Consider the following 26,845-nt stretch of genomic DNA (forward strand, 5'->3'; position numbering starts at 1 on the left):
TTTGTTCTATCCCTCCCCCGGCCCCTGGTCTAATTTTGACATAAATAAATCACCATGAACAATCACAATCATACCACCACAGCAAACGCATTATTCGCTCCAGTACTTGTATTGGGAGGAAACGGAAAAACCGGAAAAAGGATTGTACAGAAATTGAACGAACTCAGCATACCTGTAAGAGTGGGATCAAGATCTGGAGAGCCTGCTTTCGACTGGAACGATCGCTCCACCTGGGAAGCTGCCATGCAGGGAATGAAGGCCGTGTACATTGCGTATCAGCCCGATCTGTCTGTGCCCGGCGCTCCGGATGATATCGATACTCTGGTACAGATTGCACAGCGCCTGAACATTCAGAAACTGGTACTGCTCAGCGGTAGAGGCGAAACCGAAGCACAGATATGCGAAAACATCGTTATCAACAGCGGCATCGATTACACCATTCTCCGTTGCAGCTGGTTCTTTCAGAATTTCAATGAGAGTTTCTTTCAGGAACCGCTGAAAGCCGGACTGCTGGCGCTTCCCGCAGGAAACATCCAAGAGCCGTTTGTAGATGCAGATGATATTGCAGATATCGCTGTGGCTGCTTTCACTGCATCACGCCACTCCAATAAATTGTATGATATTACCGGTCCACGTCTCCTCACCTTCAAAGACGTTGCTAAAGAAATCGGGATAGCAACAGGAAGGGACATACGCTTTCAGGATCTCACCATCGAAGAATATACTGGCATGCTTACCGAATTTGGTGTTCCGGCAGATTATGTGCAGCTGATTACTTACCTGTTCACCGAAGTGCTGGATGGACGCAACGAATCACTCGCACATGGTGTGGAAGAAGCGCTCGACAGAAAGCCTGCCGACATTTCAGCATTCATCCACCGCACATTGCCGAGCGGTGTATGGAGTTAAATGTTGATTAAATATCCACTACAATTTTTTCACACGTAATGCGCGTACCTGAGCAGGTGCGCCATTTTTTTCCCATGGCCTGCGCAATGTGAAACTGAGTGTTTCTTCCGTGAAGCTTGCGGGCGCTTTGAAAGTGAAAACATCGTGGATGGTCCCGCCGGGAAGTGTAGAGTCGCCGGGAGTGGCGGTGCCGCGGTTGAGCAGTTTGCTCTTAACAGAGAGTGCGTCAAACTCCCATGTGTAGCCGGTACCGGACTGCAAGGGTATTTCCACAATATAGGAGGCATTGGGTTTTACGGAGATCGTTTCTTCGTTATTCTGCAGGGTGATGCTGGGAGTGCCTTTGCGCGAAGTTGCACAGTGCATGCAGGTAATTGCCAGCAGAATGAAAAGAATGTTTTTCATGATGATTGTTTTTTATTGAATGTCTGAGGGTATTTCTGCGGCCGGGAAATGGAGGTTCGGAGGGGGAACTGCTTAGGGATGAGTTGAATAAAGGTAATTTTTTTTCTTTATTATTGCAGTAACCCTCTCCTTCACTCTCTAAAATTCCGATGCTATGCCGCAAAACAACTTCCTCTACAGACGTTTTAAACTTGCATTGCCATTCTGGACGGTTATTTGTCCAATTATCGGACTGGTGATTCTTCTGATCACCCCGAAAGAGCATTCAGGCATTATGGATCTGGTGATGGGTGTTTCGCTGATCACGGTGGTGCTGTCTGCGGTACACCATGCGGAAGTAGTGGCGCATAAAGTAGGAGAACCATTCGGTACCCTCATTCTGGCGCTGGCCATTACGGTGATAGAGGTTTCACTGATCGTAACGATCATGTTATCCGAAGGATCACAGAATTCTACTCTCGCGCGCGATACGGTGTTTGCGGCCATCATGCTGATATTAACCGGCATCATTGGGCTTTGCCTGCTTGTGGGAGGTGTGCGATACAAAGAGCAGTTGTTTGTGAAGCAGGGCGTGAGCGCTTCGCTGGTGGCACTTTCAGCCATCACCATACTTACACTGGTTTTACCAAATTATACCACCAGTGCAACCGGACCGGTGTACTCTACCAGTCAGCTGATCTTCGTTGCCATCGTATCGCTGGTGTTGTACCTGGCATTTGTGCTGGTGCAGACCAAGCGGCATCGTGATTATTTTTTGCCCGAAGATAAAAGCGCCGAAGAGGAAGATGCGCATGCGGCTCCTCCTTCCAATCTCACGGCAGTAGTGAGTTTGCTGTTGCTGGTGATTGCATTGGCGGTGGTGGTGATCCTCTCCAAAAAATTATCGCCTGCCATTGAAAGCATGGTGGTAACAATGGGTGCGCCGAAGAGCCTGGTAGGTATCATCATTGCATCGGTGATATTGTTGCCCGAAGGATTGGCGGCGCTCAGAGCTGCAAAACGAAACAGATTGCAGACAAGTCTCAATCTCGCATTGGGATCGGCACTGGCCAGTATCGGACTAACCATTCCGGCTGTGGCCATCGTGGGATATTTCACCGGATTTACCATCACACTGGGCATCGATACAAAATCTACTTTGCTGCTGATACTTTCACTGTTCACCATCAGCATTTCATTCGGAGCCGGAAGAACCAATATTCTGCAGGGGATCGTATTGCTGGTGATACTGGCAACCTACCTGTTTACCACTATTGTTCCTTAGCGTAAAATGTGTAGCTGCTCTGCATCAGGGCTGATGCGGCCTGTAATTTTGAACCCTGGGGTCTATGGCAGAAAATATTATTGCTGCTATTTTTGATCCGGTGAAATTACAGCCCTGAAGCCTGCAATGGTTTCGTTGCGGATGGCAGTCTTCGACGTTTTGTTCCGGATCAGATCATGTACGGATGGATGTTCCGGGATAAATGAAATTATTCGCCGCTGTATGCGGACGGGCTGTAATTATCCCAGCTGTTGCTGGTGTTGCATTACCCATTTCAATAACGCATTATTCCCTTCTTCCAGATCGAGTTTTCTGCAGATATTATGTCTGTGATTTTTGATGGTGTACGGGCTCAGATGCAATTCCTGAGCAATCTCCTTGGTAGTTTTCTGATCCCTTATCAATTGCAATATCATCAGTTCAGTATTGTTGAACTGCTCCGCTAGTGAAACCCTCTCTCCTGCTTTCGTTTGTTCCATTTTGGTGATCACCAGCTGAACGCCTGCAAACAACTGTGCTTCGTCCACCGGTTTGATGATGTAGTTGGCGGGGTTGGTAGCCGATGCCTGCTCGATGATGCTACGGTTCTGATACGAGGTGATGTAGATCAGTTCAAAAACGTAATTGCTCTTGAACTCTGTAACCAGCTCTATGCCGCTCACCTCATCGCAGAGATTGATATCGCACAATACAAGATGGGGCTGCATTTCGGCCATTGCTTCCCTCGCTTCATTTACAGAAATGGCAATGCGTGTATTGCATTGAAATGCTTTTCGCAGCTGCAACTCAATAAACCTTGCTATGATGATCTCGTCTTCTATAATCAGTACTCTTATCATATCTTAAACTGGTATCAGAATTTGGTATTGGAGGCCTTGATGGCTGCTGACGCTGAGTTTTCCGTTTATCTGGCGCGTAAGATCCTGCACCAGTGAAACACCCATGGTGATCCGTTGCCCTGGTTCGTCAATATCCATGCCAGCGCCGTTATCGGCATATTCAAAACGGATAGATTGTGCATCTGCGTATGAAACGGCAATGCGGATCTCCGGATCGGGATGATCTGCAAATGCGTATTTGAATGAATTGGTGAGCAACTCGGACAATATCAATCCGAATGATAACGCACTCTTGCCCTGCAATTGTATATGCTCATCGAGTTCGAATACAAAACGGATCCTGCCCCGGCTGTCGTAAATGCTTTGCAGGTGTGTGCTGAGCTCTGTAGTGAAATCGCTCACCAGCACAGCCGATCCTTCGTCGAACCGGAAGAGCTTCTGATTCACCAGCATCATGGCTTTGATCTTTCCTAAATTGCCGCGCAGCATTTCTCTTGCGTGGCCATCGCTGATGCTCGGCAATTGCAGGCTGATAAAACTATAGAGCAGTTGCAGGTTATTCTTTACGCGATGGTTCAGTTCGTTGATAAGCGTTTCGATCTTGGTATTGCGATCTGCCAGTTCGGATGTGCGATCCTCCACTTTCTTCTCCAGCAGCGCATTCTGATGTTGCTGCAACTGGTTGAGTTCTTCCAGCGCTGCATTCTTCCCTATCTCGTGCTGACGCAGCTCTTCCTTGAGCCCGGTTGCAAACAGCAGAAACACGGCGAGCGTAGTGAAATTGGAAAGAAACGAAGTAGTCTGCAAAGATTTTTCATGGATCAGTGCAGAATTGAGCACAGTGAATGCAGCCGCCACAAAGAAGAGCAGCAACCCGTATCCGAGGTATCGTTGAGGCGGCGTTAGGCGTTTCCAGCAGACCCAGATTGATGCACACATAAACCCTAACGGTAATGGAAAAGATGACAGGTTAATGCTATTGGTGAGATTGAAATTGCCTGTTCTCAGATTGATCACAAATCCAACCGAGGTAATGAGTATCAGTTCTATGATCAGTACCACTCCCAGTTTATACAACATGGGATTGAAGCGTTTCAGCTTCCAGAAATCGATCATCAGCATATAAATGCCGAAGCTGCCAAGATGAGCAAACACAATATTGAAAAGCCACCCTGTTGGTGCATTGTGAGGAAAGAACCATTCGATAAGATAACCTCCGGAAGCCATACCATAAAGACCGATGCCGGCAATAAAACAGGCGAGCCAGAGATAAGGCCTGAAGCGGCTTACAAGCCAGCTGCTGATGGCGTAGATAAAGAATAACAGCACGCCGCCCTGACACCAGGCATCCACCAGTTCGCGGCGATGTTGCTGCGTTATGTATGCGTCTTTGGGTTGTAAAACGAAATTGAATACAGGCTCATAATGTTTGGAGTGATACACTTTGAGTATAAGCCGGTAATGGACGCCGGGTTTGAAGTGGAGTTGAACGAACAGCCTTCCATCTCCCGGGGCAATATATTCGCTGTTTCTGAAATGGCCGGTTAGTTTGTGCAATACGTTTTGCCCGTTCTCGTAGAGATACACATCTACATAGGTGAGGCTGGTGAAAGCCAGCACCATATTGGCGGTGGTTCCGGTTTCATTTACGAGATCGGTACTCAGCCAGTAGTTGCTGGTTCTGCTTTGCTTTTCGAGTGAGGCCAGTTGTGCGAAGTTGCCCGATCTGGCATAGAGCTGCATGGTGTCTGTCTGTTTCGACACATCTTCCCAACCCCTGAAATATGGCAGCAGCGCAATTGGTTCGCCATCCGGCGTGTAAGTCCGGATATGCAGCGTGTCTGCCCGCATACTTAAAAACAGCAGCAGACAGCAACAGGTTACCATCGCTTTTTTAAAGGGGATGCCGATCGGGGTCATGGCTGCAAAGATGCATTTTTTACAGCCATAACCATAGCAATGCAGGGTCTAAAAAATGAGACCCCGGGGTCTATTTTTCACAACATGGAAGCGGTTATTTTTGCTCTATCAAATTGATTATCGTTTCAAGATCTACATAGGAGCCACACGATCAGGTATGGTTAGTAGTCCTCATTCATGGGGACTTTCCCTTTTTATACCGGGTACATACAACATGGCTGTACAAAGACAATTCTTTCTTCCTTTGGATTGCAGAATGGAATAGTTAACGCAACTGCTGCATCCGTTCCAGAAATCATTTTCCTGCGTGAGTTCGCTAAAAGTTACCGGCTCAAAACCCAGTCTGGCATTCATTTTCATGATGGCCAATCCGGTGGTGATGCTGAAGATCTTTGCAGCAGGATACGTTTATTGTATGCGTATGATTTTAGCAGCCCGCAGCATTTACCTGCTTTACATAGAGATTGAACAACGAAGCGGGTATGATGGATTCAACCAATACCAGCTCATTCTTTTGCCTTGGCATAAACAGACTGAACGAATGCACAAAACAGTTCTCGATAAGCAGACGCACCAGACTATCGCCTTCTTTGTAGAGTTTTTCAGCAACAGTAAAACATCGTTTGGCGAGGTTCATATTGCGTTCTTCCACGGCTGCACGGGTGAAGTCGGTGAAAGAATTCATGCTCACATAGATTTCGAGAGAGGGTTTAGTGGAGAGGCAGTTATTGCTTAATCCGGGAATGGTTTCTTTTAAGATAACCGGTACTTCGTAACGGGTGATCATAGCTGTAAATTATATGGCAGCATATGCCAAAAAGCAGGCCCGGAGGTTGGGACGATATGTTAAATGCGTTGAAATGCAGTGTGTGTAAGATTTGTATGGGTTAATAGGATTTATAGTGATAGATGATCGTACTATCAAAATGGAAGGGAGTATATCATTTTGATAGGGTATCACTCCATTCTCAATCCATCTACCGGGTCGTTGGAAGCTGCGCCATAGGTTTGCGGAATGATGGTCAACAGTCCCACTCCCATCAGAAATGCAAAGCAGATTACCACATTGAGCAATCCAAAATCTACCCTTTGCGGAAAATTGTAGAGGAACATAAATCCGAGGATGTATCCTACAGGCATGGCAATGAGCCCGGCAATCAGCAGTAATTTGATAAACCCTCCGGACAACATACGAACCAGTATGGCTCTGTCGGCTCCGATCACTTTACGGATGCTGATTTCCTTTCTTCTGGTTTCTACGGTATGTATCACAATGCCGAGCAATCCCAGTGATGCAACCACAATGGCAATAAAGGCAAGATAGGCCAGCAATGAGACAGTGGCGCTCTGACTAAATCGTGTTTTCATCTCGGTATCGAGCCAGCTGATGCCTGGTGCTGTTCCGGCATCGGCCGATTTCTTCCAGATGGCGGCGATCTGCTTTTCGAAATTGGCCCTGTTTTGTCCTGCTTCAACGGTTGCATAAATGTAGGTGCCTGCACGCGGGTTATACCTGAAAGCCAGTGGCTGTACAGCTTTGGCCGGACTCTCATAATTGCAGTCTTTCACTACACCGGCTATTTCGAGACGGGTGGAATCATTGATCCGCAGTTGCTGCCCGGGTGCATCTGCCATATTCTTTATGCCAAGTGCAGTAACGGCCTGCTGGTTCAGAATGATGTACTGCTCCGAAGAATCGGAAATGTTTTCCGAAAAATTCCTTCCTGCCACAAAAGGGATCTGCATAGCAGCAATAAAATCTGCATCGGTAAAATAATAGTTCAGGTTGATGGCTTCAGACGCATCATGCATCCAGGCTTTTGTACGCATGCCACCGAACTGGCTGCCGAAATCTGCCGTGCCTGCACTCACGTTGCTTACGCCACTGAGAGCAGCAACTTCTTTCTTCATCACAATAGCATTGGTGCCGGTAAGGGAAATGCGCGCCACATTTTCGGTGCGGTAACCCGGATCGAGCGAAGACATATAGGTGAACTGACGATAAAATGTAGCAAGAAAAATAATCAGCACCAGCGACAGGCTGTATTGAAAAACAATCAGTGTTTTCTGCAGACTTATGCGGCCCATGATGCGCATGCTGCTGAGTTTTTTCAGTACCTGCAATGGTGCAAAAGCACTCATGATCCATGCAGGAGAAGTACCTGCCAGCAAACCAGTGAACAATGCAAAGGCAACAGACCATCCGATGATGCTCCAGTTGTAATGGAAAGAAGATGGGATAAACTCATATCCATCGTTGAAAGGTGCAAAGCGAATAACGAAGCTTAAGATCACCCATGCGAAAACCAGACTGCACATACTCAGCAATACTGCCTCTGTGATGCACTGACTGAAAATATGTTTTCGTTTGGCGCCGATGATCTTCCTCACGCCTATTTCCTTTGCGCGTTTCAACGATCTCGATATGGTGAGATTGGTGTAATTGAAGCAGGCGGCGAGCAGTATCAGCAGTGCAACGCCGCATTCAGTAAGGATCTTGCCCCATGAAGAGGCATTCCCCATTTCGTTCATCAATTCTTCTTTGGCAGGACTGATACTACTGAACTGCTGAAGTGCAAAAGCAGTGGAAGAACCCGGCTGCTTTCTGTTCATTTCGTCGCTGAAACTGTTCAGCTGGTTTTGCAGGGCGGCAGTGTTGCTTCCTTTTTTCATCAGAACAAAAGTGTACCCTGCGTTGAGTGCAAACCAGTCTGAGAATTCCCTCACCGTATTTGCATTAAGGCTGCTTATGCTGGCATAAGCTTCGAATAAGAAATTTGTTTTGCCTGGCGGCTGCCTGAGAACGGCAGTAACAGTGTAATCTTTTCCTGCCAGTGTAATCAGTTTGCCGATGGCATTGGAATACCCGAAATATTTTTCAGCAACTGCTTTGGTGAGCACAACGGAATTGGGGGAAGATAAGGCTGTACCTGCATTTCCTGATTCGGGTACAAACCCGAACATCCTGAAGAACGAAGGATTGGTATAGGCGCCGTTCAGATTGAATTCTTTTCCGTCTGCTGTTACGGTTCCTTTGAATGAGGGATAGATGCTCACGATATCTTCGATATTGGAAGCATCCTGTTGAAGTGCAGAAAACAGTGGCAGCGGTGTGCTGGCCATTTTCCAGTTTGGCGCCTGCTGGGTCTTGTAATCGGAAGTGATGCGCCAGATACGTTGCTGCAGCGGATGGAAATCATCATAAGAGAAATCGTCCTGCATGCGGATCATGATCATCATGGCAACGGTCATGCTCAGCCCCAATCCGAATATATGGATAAATGAAATGAATTTATTTCTTCTCAAAGTTCTGATAGCAGTAATAAGGTAACTCCTGAACATGGGTTCGGTTGTTTGATGGTTCACGGGTTTGAAACCAAGAGAATGCCAGTTTTACAACTGGCTAATAATCAGCATTCTGAAGTTAAGCTATTATTCAATGCTGTCCGCTTTTGCAACAACTGGTGACCGGTTTAACCCCATAAAAAGGTACAGCAACCCGAAGGTTGCTGTACAGTGTGGGATTAATGGCAAGGGCGCGGATTTAGTCGTTGATCTTTTCTACCAGCCCGATGAACTCTTTCCGGTAACCTTCTTTGTCTTTACCTATGGCGCTGGTGGCGAGTTTGAGTACCTGATTGTAACTGGAGTTGGCAGCAAATTCACTTTTTCTCAGCAACATGCCAAATTCAGCAACAGCTGCCGACCAGCGGAAATTCTCCGATGCTTGGAATGCATTGTTTGTCTGCTGCTGCACTGCAAATGATATCTCCCGGCTATTATCCTCGTTTGGATTTTTGTACCTCAGTTTAACCGTTGCAAGCTCTGTTGAATTGCTCGCACTGGTGAGCCGGGTGCGTTGATATTTGAGTGAATCATCTTCCGGCAAATCGCTTTTTACACCAACAGGAATTATTTCGTACAATGCAGTAACAGTATGGCCTGAGCCGAGTTCACCTGCATCCTTCTGGTCGTTTTTGAAATCTTCGGCATTCAGTGCGCGGTTCTCGTAACCGATCAGCCGGTATGCCTGCACTTTGGTGGGATTGAATTCGAGTTGCAGCTTAACGTCTTTGGCTATAGTGAAGAGAGTTCCGCCAAATTCTTTCACCAGCACCTTTCTGGCTTCGGTGATATTGTCGATGTACGCATAATTGCCGTTGCCTTTATCGGCCAGCGTTTCCATCTTAGAGTCTTTGTAATTGCCGGTTCCGAAACCAAGAACAGTGAGGTAGATGCCGTCTTTTCTCTTTTGCTCTATGAGCTTTTCCATATCGGCATTGCTCGACATGCCTACATTGAAATCTCCGTCAGTGGCGAGTATCACGCGGTTGTTGCCTGATTTGAGAAAATGCTCTTTGCAAGTTGCATAAGCCAGCTGAATGCCTTCGCCCCCTGCAGTTGAACCGCCAGCCTCCAATTTATCAAGCGCTTCGCGGATAGTGCGTTTGTCGTTGCCGGATGTAGGTTTGAGCACCAGTCCGGCTGCGCCTGCATAAACCACAATGGACACATGATCCTGCGGACGAAGCTGTTCTATGAGCAGCGACAAAGATGATTTCAGCAGCGGGAGTTTGTTTTCTTCATCCATCGACCCTGAAACATCGATGAGGAAAACGAGATTGGAAGGAGGAAGCAATTCATTAGAGATTGTTTTGCCCTGCAAACCGATATGCAACAACTGATGACTGGGATTCCAGGGAGCAGGCGCCATTTCTGTGATCACCGAAAGCGGCAGATTATTGGCTGGCTGAGGATAATCGTAATCGAAATAGTTGATCATTTCTTCGATGCGGATGGCATTGGTTGGAGGCGGAGTGCCGTCGTTGATGAATCTGCGGAGATTGCTGTAGCTCGCAGCATCCACATCGATAGAAAAAGTTGAGAGCGGATTGCGGAGCGTGTTCCGGAAACCGGTTTCTGTGATGCCGTCGTATTCTTCTGTATTGAATTCGGGCGTTGCAGTTGGCGATTTATCAATATAGCCTTTGCCTTTGACAGCATCCCCGTTAGTGGTATAGTTCATTACCATCATTCTGTGGGGTTCGGGCGTATAAGATATGTCCACTATTTTTTCCAGCTCTGGCGCAATCCAGGTGAGTGTAATATTGATAGTGCTGCTGTTTTTCACTTTGATCTCCCGCGTTTGATATCCGGAGGCACTGATCACCAGCGTAGGCGCTTTCTTCCCAGTAAGTTTTAATTTGTAGAAGCCCTTGCTATTGGTTTGAACACTGTTTGTAGTGCCCTTCTCCATAACTGTAGCATTACTGACCGGCTTGCCGTTCTCCTGAACAGTACCACTGACCGTTTGGGGAATTTGATGGCGGATGAATGCGGACAGCACTGTAATGATAAGTGCCACCAACACAAAAAGTTTCCATTTCATGACTATGATTTTTGGTTCGGAATAGCGGGCCCGGGTCTGAGATGCAGCTACGGGCAGAATTGCATAACAGGCTGAACTGCTTTATTGAACAAGTACTGTATTCTGCTTGTACCAGATGGATTATGATCGATTTACCTTAATTTGTCCGGGCAATAATTGTCCTATGGCCGCAAAAGCATCAACGGGTATAGCTCTTCCGCTTTTATTGTTTGTACTGCTATCGATCTGCAACGCCACACTGCATGCTCAGGATAACACCGGAACCAGCAAGAAATTTGCTGAGCTCCTGACTATGTACAGGCAACAGCAAATCGATGATACCAGTTATCTGAAACTTGCCGATTCACTGGCAGACTTGTCTTATAATGAAGACAGCCTGGAACAATGGCTGCTCCCCTATCAGCAACTCGCTTTCTCCGATAATAAGTACGCACTATATCGCATCAATTATTACAGACACCTGCGCAAACTCTCCGATAACAAAAACAGATACGGCAGCGCCATTTACTATTCGGAAAAAAGAAATGAAGAAAGAATACGTCAGAATCTGGTGGTGGATGGCGAAATCACCAACGGCGATCTCTATGCCATGGCCGTGCATGTAACCAATAAAGATTATGCAAAAGTGTTTGCCAGTTACAATCAGGTGAAACCACTGATACTGGGCATGACTGCTCATATTGCTGCGGAAGACAAAGCCGCACATCCGGAAAGTGTTTCACTCGCATTTGCCATTCTCGATGTGGCAGCAACCGCCGCCTGGAAAACCGGCAACACAGCCCTGCTCGACGAAATGATCGTCGAAGCCCGCCGGATGCTCTCTGAAATAAATCTGCAGCCGGTAAAATACAGTGAGTTCATAGTGTATTGCAGGTATATCAGTCATTGCCTCGATTTCTACAAAGCCATACTCACCAACGATCATAAAGAAGTAGAAAATGCACTCGCCATCTGTTTGTCGGAGGTTAAGCTCGACGCGTTTGGCGAGATCAATTCCCCAACGGAGTATGCCTGCGATAAATACATGGAAGCATTCGATTATTATTACGATCGCAGGCAGCTGGACAGTGCACAGAAATACCTCAACCTTGTTCGCAGTGTGGTAGAGATCGATAAAGAATTTGAGAATGAGCGAATGTCGTTCTGGCTCGAAGCAGACAGCAGACTGCAGGCGAGCTTTGGCAAATATGAAGCAGCGTACCGATCCATCCGCCGTGCATTCGATATGATGAACAAGGCCTACAACACAGTGAACACCGATAAAGACAATAACCTCTATGCCATGGCAAAGGCAGAGAATACACATAAGGAATTGTTGCTGGCTGTAGAAGAAAAGAACAAGGCAGAAAAATCTAACCTGATACTGTTCACCATACTGGGCGTACTGATTTCCGGCGGCATTGTTGCTTTTCTCGTGTATCAGTCGAAACAGCGGCAAAGATTGAACAGCCTGCAATTGAGTCTGGCCCGCAATTTTCATGATGAACTCGGTCCGATGGTGTTGTATGCGAATCTACTGCTGAAAAAAGAATCGGAAAGCAATTCTTCTCAACGCATATCGGAGGCGAGAGCGCAGATAAAGCAGATCATGGAATCGATCAGGAGCATTTCAAAGGATCTGAAAACAGTACAGTTCAAAACAATCTCACAGTTTTGTGATGATATTGCCGCCCTGCTTCAGAAAATCAAAAGCTCTACAGGCATCGATCATAAAACAGAGTTTGCAGGTACCGCTCAGATATTGACAGATCTGCAATACAACAATCTGAAGAAGATACTGAGCGAGCTGATCACCAACTCCATCAAACATTCGGAATGTGAACTGATAACGGTGAAGATCAGTGTAACGGAAAACAAATTAAAGATCACATATGCAGATGATGGCGGTGGATTGCCGCCGGGTTTCGATGTTAATCAGACATTGACATCATTTGAGGAAGAGGATACAATGGATGTTGGGCAGGATGCTTATACCTCTGCGGGTATTGGCTTGCAGAATATCAAGGAAAGAACGGAGTTGTTGAAGGGCGTGTTTGTGATCAATAATTTTTATCCGGATGGATATTGGGTGGAATTGATGGTGCCGGTGAGTAAGGAAGTGAATGTGTGAGTTAGAAGGGTATTACAAATTAACAAAGTCAATAAAATTTTCGCATGCGAATTCAAAGTCTTCTGATTTTACTTTTCAAATCTGAAGTTTTGCATGTAGTCAATATCAGATTGGTAATTATTATTTTTTACCATTATACGCGGGAATCCACCTGTCTCTCATCCTCAGAAACGGCTGCTCAATTATTTTATAAGAAAGTGCAGCAAGAGCGATGGACAGAACCACTGAAATCACACAAAGCATGAATGTTCCTTCCATAAAAGTTCCTGCCGTAATTTTTTTCAACGGAATGATTACTCCGCTCAGATGTATCAGATAAATAGAATAGGAGATCATGCTGATAAATGTTATCACTGCATATCGCTTTGTAAACCGGGTGTAATAAAGTCCGATTATGATCAACGCAGTGCCGCTGCCATTCACCGGAAAATACAATTGAGACCAATACGTGCTGTTAGGGATCTTTACTTTGATCACTCCGGCTGCGAAGCACAAAATAATGCCTGCTGCAAGACTGATTTTCGATGCAAACTTCGCCTGGAGGAATTTCATTTTATGCACATACGCAGCGATTAATCCATAAGCAACAGCATCGAACCTGCGGAACACTGCTATGCATCCCCATGAAGTACAATCAGGATTGTACAGCCTGATAATTATCTGTATGATAATTATCAGTAATGCTACCTGAACATAATAGAAACCCATCCTCGTTGAGAGCCCGAATGTTTTTCTGCACAGATAAGCAGCAAACAACAATAAGGGAATCGACAGATAAGACCATTCTTCGATACCCAGACTCCACGACTCGCCGAAGAATGCGGGTGGCGGACTGCTGAGGTTTTGAAGAAAGAAAAGATACTTCCAGTCGATAGCAACCGGACTGATCCAGCAGTTATAAACGATGAGATAAATAAAATAAAGAATAAAGTAAAGAGGTAAGGTTCTGAACCAGCGGCGAGCCCAGAAGTTACCGATATGTTTCAATGATAAGTTATCCGGAAACCGGTTAAACAGATCTATCAGCATTCCTCCGATCAGAAAGCCACTGAGCGAAAAAAACAACTCTACGCCCAGGAAAGTGGCATACCATAAATAAGGAATGGAAGCGGAGTACAGGTTAGTGAGGGTATGTGCCAAAAATACAATCAATACGGCGCAGCATCGTGCAATATCCAAACCATAGTTCCTGTGAGAAGCTTCAGTGCTGTTTTTATTAAAGGTAATCTCCCGGACTATTTCAACCATTTGCTTGCTGGTGTATTGATAGATTAATCAGTGATGATGAAAAGTAAAACTATATAAATTAAGTGATACCGGAACCTGATAAAGTGGGTGCTGACTTATACAGATGTCGTTGCTAAAAACTGCATGCAACAATTCGCATGCGCAAGGTGGTGGCCGTTGTGTTAAACCTTCCCGCCTGCCCCTTTACATAAACTTCCACAGCCGGAAAAATCTTTTGAAAATCAACCTCTTTTTTTAACTTTTTTTTGGATCACATATCAAACTATACGTATATTTGAATAAGCATACAACGCAACATTATTCCAACCTTCTAATTAAGCCCTTATCGTGCGATTCGTACAAATCGCAGTCTCTTGGCAGGTTACTGATTTTAGCACTCTTGGTTAATTTTTGATTATTCAACCTTTCTGTTTTTGGGTATCATAGTGGTCTCCGTAGTCCACTAATCACAGATCATTCCGAATTCAATTATTGCAAGTTCTTAAAGAACGTTGTGTAGTTAATCTATGCACCTGTTCTTCATCATAAAGATATTTTTCGCTAGGACTTCAGGGCTAAATCGGGCCGGTAGTTTTTACTACCGGTCTTTCTTAAAACCACGCAAAGTTCACAGCGAAAGGATGCCGGAGAAATTCTCCACACATCTTAAACTAGTTTCGTTAAGGTTTCAGAGCTAAAACAGGCCAGTAGTTTATACTACCGGCCATTTTTTTGCCCCTGCCTCACCGTTTTCTTTTGTCCGGATATAGTAATCTATCCGACCTTTCACCGTAGTTACCGCCTGTTCTCCCGCGCTTATCCCCGACTTCTCCATATGGATGCAGCGCCGATACAGCTTCTATTCAGGCTCAATACACCGACCATACAGCGACGGAAGTAGCTGTCAAAAACCTGTATATCAACGATTTTTTTCCCATCCATCCCCAATTATCTCCTAAAACCTTATCTTCGCTCAACTTTTTCTTCAATGAAGTTTCTCATACAACAAGCTACCGTTACTGATCCACTATCACCTCACCAGGGCACAAGGCAGGATATTTTAATCGAATCAGGCATTATTAAGGATATTCAACCACGCATCGATGCGCAGGCTGACCGTACCATTTCCGGTACCAATCTCCACGTATCATCGGGCTGGGTGGATATTTTCGCCCATTTCGGAGATCCCGGCTACGAGTTCAAAGAAACCCTGGAAACCGGTGCTGCAGCCGCTGCTGCAGGTGGATTCACCGATGTATTGGTAATCCCCAATACAAAACCGGTGATCGACAATAAAACTCAGGTTACTTACATCAAAGGCAAAAGCTCCTCACTGCCCGTAAACGTGCATCCCATCGGCGCCATTTCAAAAGGCGCTGAAGGAAAGGAACTCGCCGAGATGTACGATATGCGCCATGCAGGCGCCCTCGCTTTCAGCGATGGCATTCACCCTGTGCAGAGCTCAGGCGTTATGCTCAAAGCGCTGCAGTACGTGAAAGCCTTCGATGGCATTGTGATTCAGATCCCCGACGACACCAGTGTTGGACCTAACGGCCTCGTGCACGAAGGCATCGTTTCTACCCGTCTCGGTTTGCCCGGCAAACCCATGATGGCCGAGGAACTGCTCGTAGCCCGCGATATCAAGCTGGCACGTTATGCAGAGTCGAGACTCCATTTTACCGGTGTAACTTCTCCCCGCTCGCTGGAATATATCCGCAGAGCCAAAGAAGCCGGTCTGCCGGTTACCTGTTCCGTAACGCCTTACCACCTGCTCTTCACCGACGAAGACCTGATGAAAGGATACGACAGCAACCTGAAAGTTTATCCGCACCTGCGTCCTAAGACCGAGCGCGATATCCTCCGCAGTGCCGTCATCGATGGAACTATCGACTGCATCACATCGCACCACCGCCCCCATGAATACGACAGCAAAGTGCTGGAATTTGAATACGCCAAATACGGCATGACCGGTCTCGAAACCTGCTACGCAGCCCTGAAACTGGCCATGCCCGAAGTATCCGAAACCCGTTGGGTGGAGCTCCTCAGCACCAACCCCCGGAAACTGTTTGGTTTACCCGAAGCCGTTATACAAAAAGATGCGCCCGCCCATGTAACAATTTTCGATCCGGCGGCACAAACTATTGTAAACGAAGCCTTCTTCCGGTCACGATCTAAAAACTCAGCCTATATCGGCATGACTTTACCAGGTAAAGTGCTGGGAATGATAAACGGACAACAGGCATTTATAACTTCACTTTAAAACCTTCAGTGATGACTTCACAAACCGTAAAGACTTCCAACACAGGCCTTCTGTATGGCACCATCGGTGGCCTGGCCATGATTGTTTTCACCCTTTGCCTGTACCTCGCTGGTGTTAAGGCATTCGGCAATATGATGCTCGGCCTGCTTGGCTACGCCATTATCATCACTGTTGCTGTACTGGCCGCTACCAAACAAAAGCAACTCAATGGCGGATACCTCCCTTTTGGCGCTGCGCTCAAAACAGTGTTCACGGTATTTGTGCTGGCCTTCCTGCTTCAGACGATTTTCAATTACGTATTATTAAACTATATTGACACCTCTTTCAGGGACTCCCTCACACAGCTGACCATCGAAAAAACAGAAGCCCTGCTTCGCAAATTCGGTGCTCCTGAATCTGAGATCGAGAAAACCCTGCAAAGCATGAGCAGCACAGACAGCTACTCCATCAAAAACCTTTTCCTCGGATTTGGTATGATGTGCATTGTGTCTTTTCTTATTGCCCTCATCGTTGCCGCTATTGTAAAAAAGAACAAACCGGCTTTCGATGAATCAAAATTATTCAACAACGAAGGTGATGCACCCAGACAGCGCATCTAAAACCTTTACGATAAACAAAGACGATATCTTATATGGATCTTTCGCTCGTAGTGCCCCTTTTTAATGAAGATGAGTCCCTGCCAGAACTCTGTGCCTGGATCAAACGCGTGGTTGATGCGAACGGGTTTACCTACGAGATAATCCTGATCGACGATGGCAGCACAGACAATTCCTGGAAAGTAGTGGAAGAGCTCCGTGCTGCCAATCCTCATATCAAAGGAATCCGCTTTCAGCGCAACTATGGCAAATCTGCCGCCCTCAACGAAGGCTTCAAAGCCGCTCAGGGCGATGTGGTGATCACCATGGATGCCGATCTGCAGGATAGTCCCGACGAAATCCCCGAACTCCGCCGAATGATCATCGAAGACGGTTTCGATATGATCAGCGGATGGAAGAAAAAACGTTTCGACAACACCCTCACCAAAAACATCCCTTCCAAATTCTTCAACTGGGCCACCCGCCGCGCTTCAAAGATTCAGCTGCACGATTTCAACTGCGGCCTCAAATCTTACCGTGGCAAAGTAGTCAAGAGCATTGAAGTATATGGAGAGATGCACCGCTACATTCCCGTGCTGGCCAAATGGGCCGGCTTCCGCAAGATCGGCGAGAAAGTAGTGGAACACCGTGCCCGCAAATACGGCACCACCAAATTCGGATGGGAAAGGTTCGTGAACGGTTTTCTCGATCTCGCGAGCATCATGTTCGTAAGCAAGTACGGCAAACGCCCCATGCACTTCTTCGGACTGCTGGGCAGCCTGTTTTTCATGGTAGGTTTTCTGATTGTGCTGTACCTGTTAGGCATCAAGATCTACGACATGAACAACAGCCTCACCAACAGGCCTTCTTTCTACGTAGCGCTCACCAGCATGGTGATTGGTACCCAACTCTTCCTGGCAGGATTTCTCGGCGAGCTCATCTCCCGGAACGCTCCTGGCAGAAACCATTACCTGATTGAACAGAAACTGGGAATTGAATAATGGCAAAGCAAGTTGTTATCATAGGTCCCGCCCACCCGCTTCGTGGCGGACTCAGCACTTTTGATCATCGTTTGTGCAAACAGTTCAAAGAAGAAGGTTATGATTGCTGTATCTATTCCTTCTCGCTGCTCTATCCATCTTTCTTATTTCCCGGAACTTCTCAATATACCACGGAGCCCGCTCCTGAAGGCATCGAGATCTATTCTGTGATCAATTCAATTCATCCGCTCAACTGGCTTCAGGTGGGTAACGAACTGAATCGTCTCAAACCAGATCTCATTGTTGTTAGATTCTGGCTTCCGCTGATCGGTCCTGCTCTCGGCACCATTCTCAGAAGAGCTAAGAAAAACGGACATACCAAAGTGGTGGCCATCACCGACAATGTGATCCCGCACGAAAAACGCCCCGGCGATACACCTTTCACGCGCTACTTTCTCAAAGCATGTGATGCTTTTGTGACCATGAGCGATAAAGTGATGACCGATCTCCGCAAATTCGTAACAGACAAACCAGCCATTCAGGCGAAACATCCGCTGTACGATACGTTTGGCGATCCCATCCCCAAATCCGCTGCCAGAGCGCATCTCAGGCTGAAGGATAACGAACTGATCGTACTCTTCTTCGGATTCATCAGAAAATACAAGGGGCTCGACATACTGCTCGAAGCCATGCAGCTGGTGAAAAAAGATCCCCGCCCCATCCGCCTGCTCGTAGCAGGAGAATATTACGAAGATGAAGCCGAATACAATAAACTGATCAGCCAGCTCGGCATTGCCGATGTGCTGATCATGCGCACACAATTCATTCCCGACAGCGAAGTGAAGTATTACCTTTGCGCGGCAGATGTGGTGGTACAACCTTACAGAAATGCCACGCAGAGCGGCGTTACGCCATTGGCCTATCATTTTGAAGCGCCCATGATCGTAACCAATGTAGGAGGATTGCCCGACCTGGTTCCCCACGATAAGGTCGGACTGGTGTGCGAACCCAATCCTGCTTCCATCGCAGCGGCCATCAGCGAATATTTCGATAAGGGAGAACAATATTTTCTGCCTCATTTGCGTACTGAAAAACAAAAATACAGCTGGCAGGTGCTGGTGAATAATATCACAGACATTGCAGCTCTACCAACCAATAATAAATCATGATCTACAGAAGCAAAGCTCCGTTGCGTATTGGCCTGGCCGGCGGCGGAACTGATGTTAGTCCATACTGCGATCTGTACAATGGCGCCATTCTCAATGCCACTGTATCGCTGTACGCCTATGCCAATATTGAACCGCTTCAGGAGAAAAAGATCATCTTCGAGGCGCTCGACAGAAAAGAAGAAGTTGTTTTCGACTACGACAAACAGTTAGTGCTGCAGGGCAAACTCGATCTGCTCGCAGGTGTGTACAATCGCATCCAGCGGGATTACGGCATGCCCGAAACCGGATTCCGCCTCAGCACCTATGTTGATGCACCCGCCGGTTCCGGCTTAGGCACTTCCTCTACCCTTGTGGTGGCCATCATCGGCGCATTTGCCGAAATGCTTCGACTGCCATTGGGTGAATACGATATTGCACATCTCGCTTATGAGATCGAGCGTCAGGATCTCAAGATGGCAGGTGGCCGTCAGGATCAGTATGCTGCTACTTTCGGAGGCGTGAACTTCATGGAATTCTATGCCGATGAAAAAGTGATCGTAAATCCGCTCCGCATCAAACAGCAATACCTGTTCGAGCTGGAAAACAACCTGCTGCTGTACTACACCAGCACCAGCCGCGAAAGTGCAAAGATCATCGAGAAACAAAGCAAGAACGTAACCGATAAAAAAGGCGCCAGCATCGAAGCGATGCACCAACTGAAAGCACAGGCGCAGATGATGAAAGAAGCGCTGCTGAAAGGTCGTGTGCACGAAGTTGGACAAATCCTCGATTTTGGATTCCAGCAGAAAAAGCAGATGGCTGAAGGCATTTCCAACAGCCTGATGGACGATATTTACAACACCGCCCGCAAAGCAGGCGCTACCGGTGGCAAGATCTCCGGAGCAGGCGGCGGCGGATTCATGACTTTTTACTGTCCGGGTACCACCAAATACGCCGTAGCTGAAGCGCTCAGCGGATTCGGCGGTTATGTTAAACAATATCAGTTTGTAAAACACGGTCTCACTACCTGGACCATCTAGTATCAACAGAAAAAATATTGTATGCAGAATAAGATCAGGAATATCATTTCAGAATCTGTAGCAGTAAAGAACAAAGTGCTGCAGAATACAGCATTGCTGAAAGCAGTGGAAGACATCACCAATCTCACCGTACAGGCCCTGAAGAACGGCAACCGCGTGTATTTCTGTGGCAATGGCGGCAGCGCAGCAGATGCTCAGCACCTCGCAGCAGAATTCTCCGGCCGCTTCTACACAGACCGCGAAGCACTGCCTGCAGAAGCCCTGCACGTGAACACATCTTACCTCACCGCAGTAGCCAACGATTACAGCTACGATGTAGTGTATGCGCGTCTGGTACGCGGCATCTGCAACAAAGGAGATGTGCTGATCGGATTGTCTACTTCCGGCAATTCCGCCAACATCGTTAAAGCATTTGAAGTGGCGCGTGAGAAAGGCGTAACCACTATCGGCTTCACCGGCGAAACAGGTGGCAAGATGAAAGACCTGAGCGATTACCTGCTCAATGTTCCTTCAACAGACACACCACGTATTCAGGAAAGCCATATCCTTCTTGGACATATTTACTGCCAGCTGGTAGAAGAAAAATATTTCAGCGAAGCATGATAAAAGAATGCATCATCCTCGCAGGCGGATTAGGCACCAGGCTTCGCAGCGCGGTGCCCGATCTTCCCAAATGCATGGCTCCTGTTGCGGGCCGTCCATTTCTGGCATGGGTAATCGATTACTACCAAAAACAAGGCGTCGAACGATTTGTGCTGGCCCTCGGCTACATGCACGAAGAGATCGAACAGTTTATGGCCATTGAATATCCAGACCTCGAAACAGCCATTTCCATTGAAGACGAACCGTTGGGAACAGGAGGAGCCATTCTCAAAGCCTGCGAACAAACTGTCTGTGAAGATGTGCTCGTATTGAATGGCGATACCATTTTTACAGTGGATGTTTCCAAACTGTCTGTGTTTCACGAAATGGAGGAAAGTGTTTGCACGCTTACACTCAAGCCCATGGAGCAATTCGACCGGTATGGAGTAGTGGGGCTTCGGGCCGATCAACGCATCGAAAGTTTCCGCGAGAAACAATTCTATGAAAGCGGACTGATCAATGGTGGTGTATATGCCTTGCATGTACCGAGCTTTCTGGCTTTGGATCTGCCGGAAAAGTTTTCATTCGAAAAAGATTACCTCGAAAAATATTACAGCACCTTACCGATGTATGGTCAGGTACAGGATGGTTATTTCATCGATATCGGCATCCCTGCCGACTTTGAACGCGCCATCCAGGAGTTCCAAAACAAGGTTTTTTAGTTATGCTCGATCTGCAACGCATCGATACAAGCTGGACACTTTTCCTCGACCGAGACGGAGTGATCAATCACGAAAAGGAAGAAGACTATATCTACAACTTCGACGAGTTTGTATTTTATGATGGCGTGCTCGAAGCCATGCGCATACTCAATCCGTTGTTCGGAAAGATCATCATGGTAACCAATCAGCGTGGCATTGGCCGTGGACTGATGACCGACGCAGATCTTCACGATATCCATTCTAAAATGATGTCTGCCATTCAGCAGGCCGGTGGCCGGATCGACAAGATCTACTACTGCCCTGCCGTGGACAAGTCCGACCCCAGCCGGAAACCCAATCCCGGTATGGCTTTCAGCGCACAAAAAGACTTTCCGGAGATCGACCTCCACCGCAGCATCATCGTAGGTAACCGCCTCAGTGATATGGGCTTCGGCCGCAATGCAGGCATGCACACCGTTTTTGTGCGCAATACCCATCCGGAACAGGGCCCCGATCCCAGCATCGACCTGGCTTTCGACGGCCTCCCCGATTTTGCAAAATCTTTGCAGTTGGCATAAAATTTTCCATATGCTTTATCGTTTGCATTCATCGGACGAAGGATCGTACCTTTGCCGCAACGGAAAAGCATCATTATGAACCAACAGCGCAGTATCATTTTCTCTCTTGTTATTATTCTCACAGCAGCATTACTGCCAGTGACTGTTTCAGCTCAGAAGATTCCGGCTTCAGAAAAAGCCGCTCTCAAACTGAAGGAGGACAGCATGCAGAAATTTTCCGTGAACATGGTACTCGCTCCCGAAGCTGCAGACCGCTTCCGCAGCGACAGCCTCTTTACGCGCACATTCGTGCGCGCATTGCAGAGTCCGAACTCATTCTACTACCCTTTCGATTCACTGAATATCTCAAAGCTTTATTCACCGGACAGCAGCTTCCGCATTTTCACCTGGCAGCTGAAAAAAGATGAATACGTGATCATGCAGAAAGGCGCCATTCAGATGCGCACTACCAACGGAAAGCTGAAGCTCTATCCGCTTTTCGATGCGAGCATGTTCACCAAAAATCCCAACGACTCTGTAAGGAACCGATTCAACTGGATCGGTGCCATTTACTATAAGATCATTCAGAAAGAAAATCAGGGCAAGAAATATTACACGCTGCTTGGCTTCGACGATTTCAGTGTTGCCAGCAACAAGAAATGGATCGATGTACTTTCTTTCGATGCAGCAGGCGAACCTGTATTCGGCGCCACCAAATTCAGCTTCGAACGCGATACTGCCAAACGCGCTGCTGTAAACCGTTTCAGCATTGAGTACAAGAAAGAAGCGAAAGCATATCTCAATTACGATGCAGACCTCGATCTCATCATTGTTGATCACCTGATCTCGGAATCGGATGAGCCAGCCAGAAAATCAACCTACGTTCCTGATGGCGATTACGAAGCCTTCAAATGGGAGAAAGGACGTTGGATCCATGAAACAAAACAGTTCACGCAAAAACTGAAGAACGGCGAATTCCCAAGACCGGCCATGATTCTCGGCGAAGATGGAAAAGCAGACGAGAAGGCTTTGGAAGAAGCCAGTCGCCGCAACTACGAGCGCGCTCAGAAAGCGAAGAAAGATGCAGAGAAGAAAAAGAAACCATAAGTATTCCTCATAAAAATGTGTCTCCTGTGTTTGCAAAGAACCTGGAGACACTTTTTTTATGGCCATGCTTACGGCACTGCTAATAAACTTTGGGGCCAATTGCTGACAATTTGTTCAGCAGAAATTGCAGCAGTTCATGATTGCCCCATTCGCCTTCATATTTCTCTCCGTTGATGAAAAATGTAGGAGTTCTGTTAACGCCGCTTCTGATGCCGGTTTCAAAGTCGTGCTCCACTTTGCGTATCAGTGAAGGATCTTGCATATCGTTCTCGAAGCTTTGAATATCGAGGCCAAGCTCTTTGGCGAAAAAGAAAATATCTTCTGACTCCAGCGACTTTTGATTCTCGAAAATGATATCGTGCATTTGCCAGAATTTGTCCTGTTGCGCAGCTGCCTCTGTTGCCAGCGCCGCTGCAAATGCGTGCGGATGGATCCTCTTCAGCGGAAAATTCCTGAACACAAATTTCAGATCTGCCCCCAGCTGCTTCTGAATCTCTTTTACGATCGGATAAGCACGTCCGCAGTAAGGACATTCATAATCGCCATACTCCACCAGCTCTATCGGAGCACTGGCATTGCCTTCGATATTGTCGGCGCTGTTTACAGGATATAATAACTGTGTCATAATTGTATTGATTTAACGTTATCTAATTCTTCGAGAGCATTGAGTATGCCATCTGCGCCGGGATTGATACCAACAGGCGAAAGATAGCTCCAGCGAATGATGCCGGCTTCGTCGATCACATACAGCGCGCGCTGGCATTGGCCGTTTTTCTCGTCGTACACTTCGTATGATCTGGCTACTTCACCTTTAGGCTCAAAATCTGACAGCAGCGGAAAACTGAATTTGTTGTTCTCTCCGAATGCGAGATGGCACCATTTGCTGTCTACCGAAATGCCGATCAGCTGGGCGTTGTGTCGGGAAAAGAACTTCCCCATTTCGTTGTACAGATTCATCTGATCGTCGCACACAGGGCTCCAGTCTGCGGGATAAAATGCAAGTATTACTTTGCGGCCCTTCAGCTCGGATAATTTCAACAACTGGTCTGGTGTGGAGAATAATTCAAAGTCGGGAGCGGTACTTCCTGTTGGTAACATGGCAATTGCTTTAATTTTTTTGAAAGGAGGATGTCGGTTGCTGAGCCGAATGCCTTTGATCTGCATCAGAGGCATTCAGCCAGCCCGACCGATTATGCTGCGGGGATTGCCATGCGAACTTCAACAATGGCTCCATATTGAATAATGGGGCATCCCTTCGCAATCTCTACTGCTTCATCATAGTCTTTGGCTCTGATGAGAAAGAGGCCGCCAATTGAAATGGTGCCTTCTGCATACGGCCCTTCGTGGATCTTTTTGGCTGTGCTCACCACTCTGCCATCGAGGTCCCATCTTTTGGGAGGCGCTACCAGTTTGTCTTGTGCTGCAATGCCTGCAATCCAGTCCTGATAAGGCTTCATAGCCAGTTTCATTTGATCGGGAGATGGGCTTGGATGTTTGCTGGTGAGGTCTCTGTGGATAGCGATTAAGAATTCCTGCATTTGAATTTGATTTTATGGTTTTTATAATCAGAATGTCAGTTGATATGTGCTGATGGAATCAGCGGCTTATAATTGGGCGGCTGCATCGAGTATGAAGGCAGCAACTTTTTGCGGCATGGTCACCATCGGAACATGACCCGAACTGAGTTCGATGGAATTGGCTTTGATGAGTTTTGCCTTGAAGCGTTGCAGATCCGGATTGATCATTCCATCCCTGGCTGCAATCACAGACCAGGAAGGTTTGGTTTGCCATGCTGGACTGTACACTTTCTGCTGTGTTGCAGAAACAGCCCAGGGCGTTTGCACTACGTAAATGATTTTTCTTTCTGCCGGTGTGGCGTCCTGTGCAAAGAATTCATTCACTGCTTTTGGAGAGAGTGATAAGAATCCATTGCTGAGTAAGATTTCAGGACCCACAGCCGTAGGTGGCATAGCTGCGTTTACATCATTTACATTCTGACCCTCTTCCGGAACAAGGGCTGCAACATAGAGCAGGCCTGCAACTTTGGGATCTTTACCTGCTTCGGAGATCACCATGCCGCCATATGAATGCCCTGCAAGCAAAACCGGACCATCCATCTGCGCAATGGCGCGTTTTGTTGCTGCTACATCTTCATCGAAAGAGATCAGCGGATTCTGCACTGCTATTACATGAAGGCCTTTTGCCTGCAACAAAGGAATTACCTTCGACCAGCTGCTGCCGTCTGCAAATGCTCCGTGAACCAGCACCACATTCTTCACTCCTTTGGGAGTGGTGATGGAAGGTGTTTTTTGTGCCTGAGAAAGTAAAGTGGTTGACATAAAAATTACTGTTGTGATAATTTGTTTGAGTGTCATGATGGTATGTTTTACCGGTTATGGAAATGGGTAGCCGTTTCCATTTCCTGAGAAGGAAGTGGATAGCTGTAAACCCCCTGATTAATTATGATGATGTTGTAAAGACCGGAAGCTCTATTGGCCGAGCGCTTTGCGGATGCTGGCTGCAGCATGCAGCAGCGCTGTTTGTACAGAAGGAATATGAGCCAGAGGATTCAGCAAACCATAATCATGGATAAGTCCTGCATGTCTGGTAAGTGTTACTTCCACGCCTGCTTCGTTCAGTTTGCGTGCATAGGCTTCTCCTTCATCGCGCAGCACATCGTTTTCTGCTGTCTGAATAAGTGCAGGAGGAAGTCCCTGCAATTGTGCTGCAGTTGCCTGCAAGGGCGATGCGTACATATTATTGCGTGCATTGGTATCGGGCAAGTAATTATCCCAGAACCATCGCATCATGTTTTTTGTAAGAAATCTCTCTTCTGCAAAATCAATGTAGGAGCCGGTCTCAAAGTTCGCATCGGTAACAGGCCAGAGAAGCACCTGCAATTTAATGGCCGGTCCCTTTTTTTCTTTGGCCATCAGTGCAACCGCTGCTGTCATATTCCCTCCTACGCTATTGCCTGCTACGGCGAGGTTGCTGCCGTCTACTCCTATTTCATCACCATGTTCAGCAACCCATTTTACAGTAGCGTAGATCTGATCGATAGCAACAGGAAAGCGGGCTTCAGGCGATGGTGTATAATCGGGGAACACTGCAACTGCGCCGCTTCCGATTACCAGATCGCGCACCAGGCGTCTGTGTGTTGGATAATCTCCCAGCACCCATCCTCCTCCGTGAACATACACAAATACAGGCGCTCCGGGTTTCGAACCAATGGGTTTTATGATATGGATGTTCACCGTTTCTCCATTCTGCATAATGGACCGCTGCGTTTCTTCAATGCCTGAGTAATCTACGTCTGCGGAGTTTTGTGCATCCACCAGCACTTTGCGTGCTTCTGCGACACTCAGTTGTTCGATGGGTTTTCCGTTTCCTGCATTCAGCAGTTTCAGGAACTCCCTTACCTCTTTGAATATGTGCGGATCTTCCGCAGCTTTGATGTTTTTGTTTGATTGTAGCATGGTATGGTTGGTTGAATGATGGATCAGTTGGGAATGGAATGGCCGTGGAGTTTTCTTGCCATATCGAAATCGATATTGCCGGCGGATGCTCCGAATCCATCCACGATGGTGCCTCTTACGCCTGTGGTAGATGTAAGTGCATATACAACCGAGCTGTCGTCTGCACTGGAATCGCCTTCGAAGCGATACACTTCATCTACCTGGAACTCTTCTTCGTACAGGCGGAGATCGAGGTTGTTGCAGTAAAGGCAATTCGACTGTGGTTCGAAGTCGGCATCGTAGCCCCTTTTTCTGAGGTCGTCCAAGGCATCGACAAGTGATTCGTAGTTTCTCATTTTGTTTGATTTGATCAGGTG

The 26,845-nt window shown here is 47.1% G+C and carries 25 protein-coding genes; 12 read left to right on the forward strand and 13 right to left on the reverse strand.

Annotation, left to right across the window (positions count from 1 at the left end):
• Positions 1 to 54 precede the first annotated feature (54 nt).
• On the forward strand, positions 55 to 909 hold the full coding sequence (locus HHL16_RS10360; RefSeq protein ID WP_169425139.1) for an NmrA family NAD(P)-binding protein: 855 nt from the start codon (positions 55 to 57) through the stop codon (positions 907 to 909).
• 18 nt (positions 910 to 927) lie between these two features.
• On the opposite strand, the gene HHL16_RS10365 is transcribed toward HHL16_RS10360, so the two are convergent.
• Complete coding sequence (locus tag HHL16_RS10365) at positions 928 to 1,314, reverse strand: protease inhibitor I42 family protein (protein WP_169425140.1); 387 nt, start codon at positions 1,312 to 1,314, stop codon at positions 928 to 930.
• 154 nt (positions 1,315 to 1,468) lie between these two features.
• Between HHL16_RS10365 and HHL16_RS10370 the strand changes: the two genes are divergently transcribed.
• Positions 1,469 to 2,578 (forward strand): ionic transporter y4hA, encoded by a 1,110-nt coding sequence (locus tag HHL16_RS10370; protein WP_169425141.1) that lies wholly within the window; start codon positions 1,469 to 1,471, stop codon positions 2,576 to 2,578.
• Positions 2,579 to 2,817: 239 nt separating this feature from the next.
• On the opposite strand, the gene HHL16_RS10375 is transcribed toward HHL16_RS10370, so the two are convergent.
• From HHL16_RS10375 to HHL16_RS10395, 5 genes are all read right to left on the reverse strand, one after another.
• Positions 2,818 to 3,417 (reverse strand): DNA-binding response regulator, encoded by a 600-nt coding sequence (locus HHL16_RS10375; protein ID WP_169425142.1) that lies wholly within the window; start codon positions 3,415 to 3,417, stop codon positions 2,818 to 2,820.
• A gap of 3 nt (positions 3,418 to 3,420) precedes the next feature.
• Positions 3,421 to 5,337 carry a 7TM diverse intracellular signaling domain-containing protein gene (locus HHL16_RS10380; RefSeq protein ID WP_169425143.1) on the reverse strand — a complete coding sequence of 639 codons (1,917 nt, stop codon included), beginning with the start codon at positions 5,335 to 5,337 and terminating at the stop codon, positions 3,421 to 3,423.
• A gap of 427 nt (positions 5,338 to 5,764) precedes the next feature.
• Positions 5,765 to 6,124 (reverse strand): hypothetical protein, encoded by a 360-nt coding sequence (locus HHL16_RS10385; RefSeq protein ID WP_169425144.1) that lies wholly within the window; start codon positions 6,122 to 6,124, stop codon positions 5,765 to 5,767.
• A gap of 170 nt (positions 6,125 to 6,294) precedes the next feature.
• Positions 6,295 to 8,679: an ABC transporter permease gene (locus HHL16_RS10390; protein WP_169425145.1), complete on the reverse strand. Its 2,385-nt coding sequence runs from the start codon at positions 8,677 to 8,679 to the stop codon at positions 6,295 to 6,297.
• A 202-nt stretch (positions 8,680 to 8,881) separates the two neighbouring features.
• Complete coding sequence (locus HHL16_RS10395) at positions 8,882 to 10,726, reverse strand: von Willebrand factor type A domain-containing protein (RefSeq protein WP_169425146.1); 1,845 nt, start codon at positions 10,724 to 10,726, stop codon at positions 8,882 to 8,884.
• Positions 10,727 to 10,889: 163 nt separating this feature from the next.
• Between HHL16_RS10395 and HHL16_RS10400 the strand changes: the two genes are divergently transcribed.
• Positions 10,890 to 12,836 carry an ATP-binding protein gene (locus HHL16_RS10400; RefSeq protein WP_169425147.1) on the forward strand — a complete coding sequence of 649 codons (1,947 nt, stop codon included), beginning with the start codon at positions 10,890 to 10,892 and terminating at the stop codon, positions 12,834 to 12,836.
• A 120-nt stretch (positions 12,837 to 12,956) separates the two neighbouring features.
• Here HHL16_RS10400 and HHL16_RS10405 read toward each other — a convergent pair whose 3' ends face one another.
• Positions 12,957 to 14,084 carry an acyltransferase gene (locus HHL16_RS10405; RefSeq protein WP_277349370.1) on the reverse strand — a complete coding sequence of 376 codons (1,128 nt, stop codon included), beginning with the start codon at positions 14,082 to 14,084 and terminating at the stop codon, positions 12,957 to 12,959.
• 967 nt (positions 14,085 to 15,051) lie between these two features.
• Here HHL16_RS10405 and HHL16_RS10410 point away from each other — a divergent pair.
• From HHL16_RS10410 to HHL16_RS10450, 9 genes are all read left to right on the forward strand, one after another.
• Positions 15,052 to 16,323 carry a dihydroorotase gene (locus HHL16_RS10410; protein WP_169425149.1) on the forward strand — a complete coding sequence of 424 codons (1,272 nt, stop codon included), beginning with the start codon at positions 15,052 to 15,054 and terminating at the stop codon, positions 16,321 to 16,323.
• An 11-nt stretch (positions 16,324 to 16,334) separates the two neighbouring features.
• Positions 16,335 to 16,922: a DUF4199 domain-containing protein gene (locus HHL16_RS10415; RefSeq protein ID WP_169425150.1), complete on the forward strand. Its 588-nt coding sequence runs from the start codon at positions 16,335 to 16,337 to the stop codon at positions 16,920 to 16,922.
• Positions 16,923 to 16,954: 32 nt separating this feature from the next.
• Complete coding sequence (locus HHL16_RS10420; protein ID WP_169425151.1) at positions 16,955 to 17,899, forward strand: glycosyltransferase family 2 protein; 945 nt, start codon at positions 16,955 to 16,957, stop codon at positions 17,897 to 17,899.
• Positions 17,899 to 19,047 (forward strand): glycosyltransferase, encoded by a 1,149-nt coding sequence (locus HHL16_RS10425; protein WP_169425152.1) that lies wholly within the window; start codon positions 17,899 to 17,901, stop codon positions 19,045 to 19,047. The genes HHL16_RS10420 and HHL16_RS10425 overlap by 1 nt, the downstream gene beginning before the upstream one ends.
• A complete protein-coding gene (locus tag HHL16_RS10430; RefSeq protein WP_169425153.1) occupies positions 19,044 to 20,066 on the forward strand; it encodes a dehydrogenase in 1,023 nt (340 codons plus the stop codon). Before HHL16_RS10425 ends, HHL16_RS10430 begins: the two co-directional genes overlap by 4 nt.
• A 21-nt stretch (positions 20,067 to 20,087) precedes the next feature.
• Positions 20,088 to 20,669 carry a D-sedoheptulose 7-phosphate isomerase gene (locus HHL16_RS10435; RefSeq protein ID WP_169425154.1) on the forward strand — a complete coding sequence of 194 codons (582 nt, stop codon included), beginning with the start codon at positions 20,088 to 20,090 and terminating at the stop codon, positions 20,667 to 20,669.
• Positions 20,666 to 21,370 (forward strand): nucleotidyltransferase family protein, encoded by a 705-nt coding sequence (locus HHL16_RS10440; RefSeq protein WP_206022369.1) that lies wholly within the window; start codon positions 20,666 to 20,668, stop codon positions 21,368 to 21,370. The genes HHL16_RS10435 and HHL16_RS10440 overlap by 4 nt, the downstream gene beginning before the upstream one ends.
• A 2-nt stretch (positions 21,371 to 21,372) precedes the next feature.
• Positions 21,373 to 21,927: an HAD family hydrolase gene (locus HHL16_RS10445; protein WP_169425155.1), complete on the forward strand. Its 555-nt coding sequence runs from the start codon at positions 21,373 to 21,375 to the stop codon at positions 21,925 to 21,927.
• Between the two features lie 75 nt (positions 21,928 to 22,002).
• Positions 22,003 to 23,013, forward strand: a complete 1,011-nt coding sequence (locus HHL16_RS10450; RefSeq protein WP_169425156.1) for a hypothetical protein — start codon at positions 22,003 to 22,005, stop codon at positions 23,011 to 23,013.
• A 79-nt stretch (positions 23,014 to 23,092) separates the two neighbouring features.
• On the opposite strand, the gene HHL16_RS10455 is transcribed toward HHL16_RS10450, so the two are convergent.
• The 6 genes from HHL16_RS10455 to HHL16_RS10480 all read right to left on the reverse strand — a co-directional run bounded on the left by HHL16_RS10455 (position 23,093) and on the right by HHL16_RS10480 (position 26,824).
• On the reverse strand, positions 23,093 to 23,638 hold the full coding sequence (locus HHL16_RS10455; RefSeq protein ID WP_169425157.1) for a thioredoxin domain-containing protein: 546 nt from the start codon (positions 23,636 to 23,638) through the stop codon (positions 23,093 to 23,095).
• Positions 23,635 to 24,111, reverse strand: a complete 477-nt coding sequence (locus HHL16_RS10460; RefSeq protein ID WP_169425158.1) for a redoxin domain-containing protein — start codon at positions 24,109 to 24,111, stop codon at positions 23,635 to 23,637. The genes HHL16_RS10455 and HHL16_RS10460 overlap by 4 nt, the downstream gene beginning before the upstream one ends.
• Positions 24,112 to 24,203: 92 nt before the next feature.
• Positions 24,204 to 24,551: a YciI family protein gene (locus HHL16_RS10465; protein ID WP_169425159.1), complete on the reverse strand. Its 348-nt coding sequence runs from the start codon at positions 24,549 to 24,551 to the stop codon at positions 24,204 to 24,206.
• Between the two features lie 66 nt (positions 24,552 to 24,617).
• The gene (locus HHL16_RS10470; RefSeq protein WP_169425160.1) at positions 24,618 to 25,388 is read right to left on the reverse strand and encodes an alpha/beta hydrolase; all 771 of its coding nucleotides are present in this window, start codon (positions 25,386 to 25,388) and stop codon (positions 24,618 to 24,620) included.
• Between the two features lie 114 nt (positions 25,389 to 25,502).
• Complete coding sequence (locus tag HHL16_RS10475) at positions 25,503 to 26,489, reverse strand: alpha/beta hydrolase (protein WP_169425161.1); 987 nt, start codon at positions 26,487 to 26,489, stop codon at positions 25,503 to 25,505.
• A 23-nt stretch (positions 26,490 to 26,512) separates the two neighbouring features.
• Positions 26,513 to 26,824, reverse strand: a complete 312-nt coding sequence (locus HHL16_RS10480) for a phosphoribosylpyrophosphate synthetase (RefSeq protein ID WP_169425162.1) — start codon at positions 26,822 to 26,824, stop codon at positions 26,513 to 26,515.
• Between the last annotated feature and the right edge of the window lie 21 nt (positions 26,825 to 26,845).

It is taken from the genome of Pseudoflavitalea sp. G-6-1-2, from assembly GCF_012927185.1.
Classification (GTDB): Bacteria; Bacteroidota; Bacteroidia; order Chitinophagales; family Chitinophagaceae; genus Pseudobacter.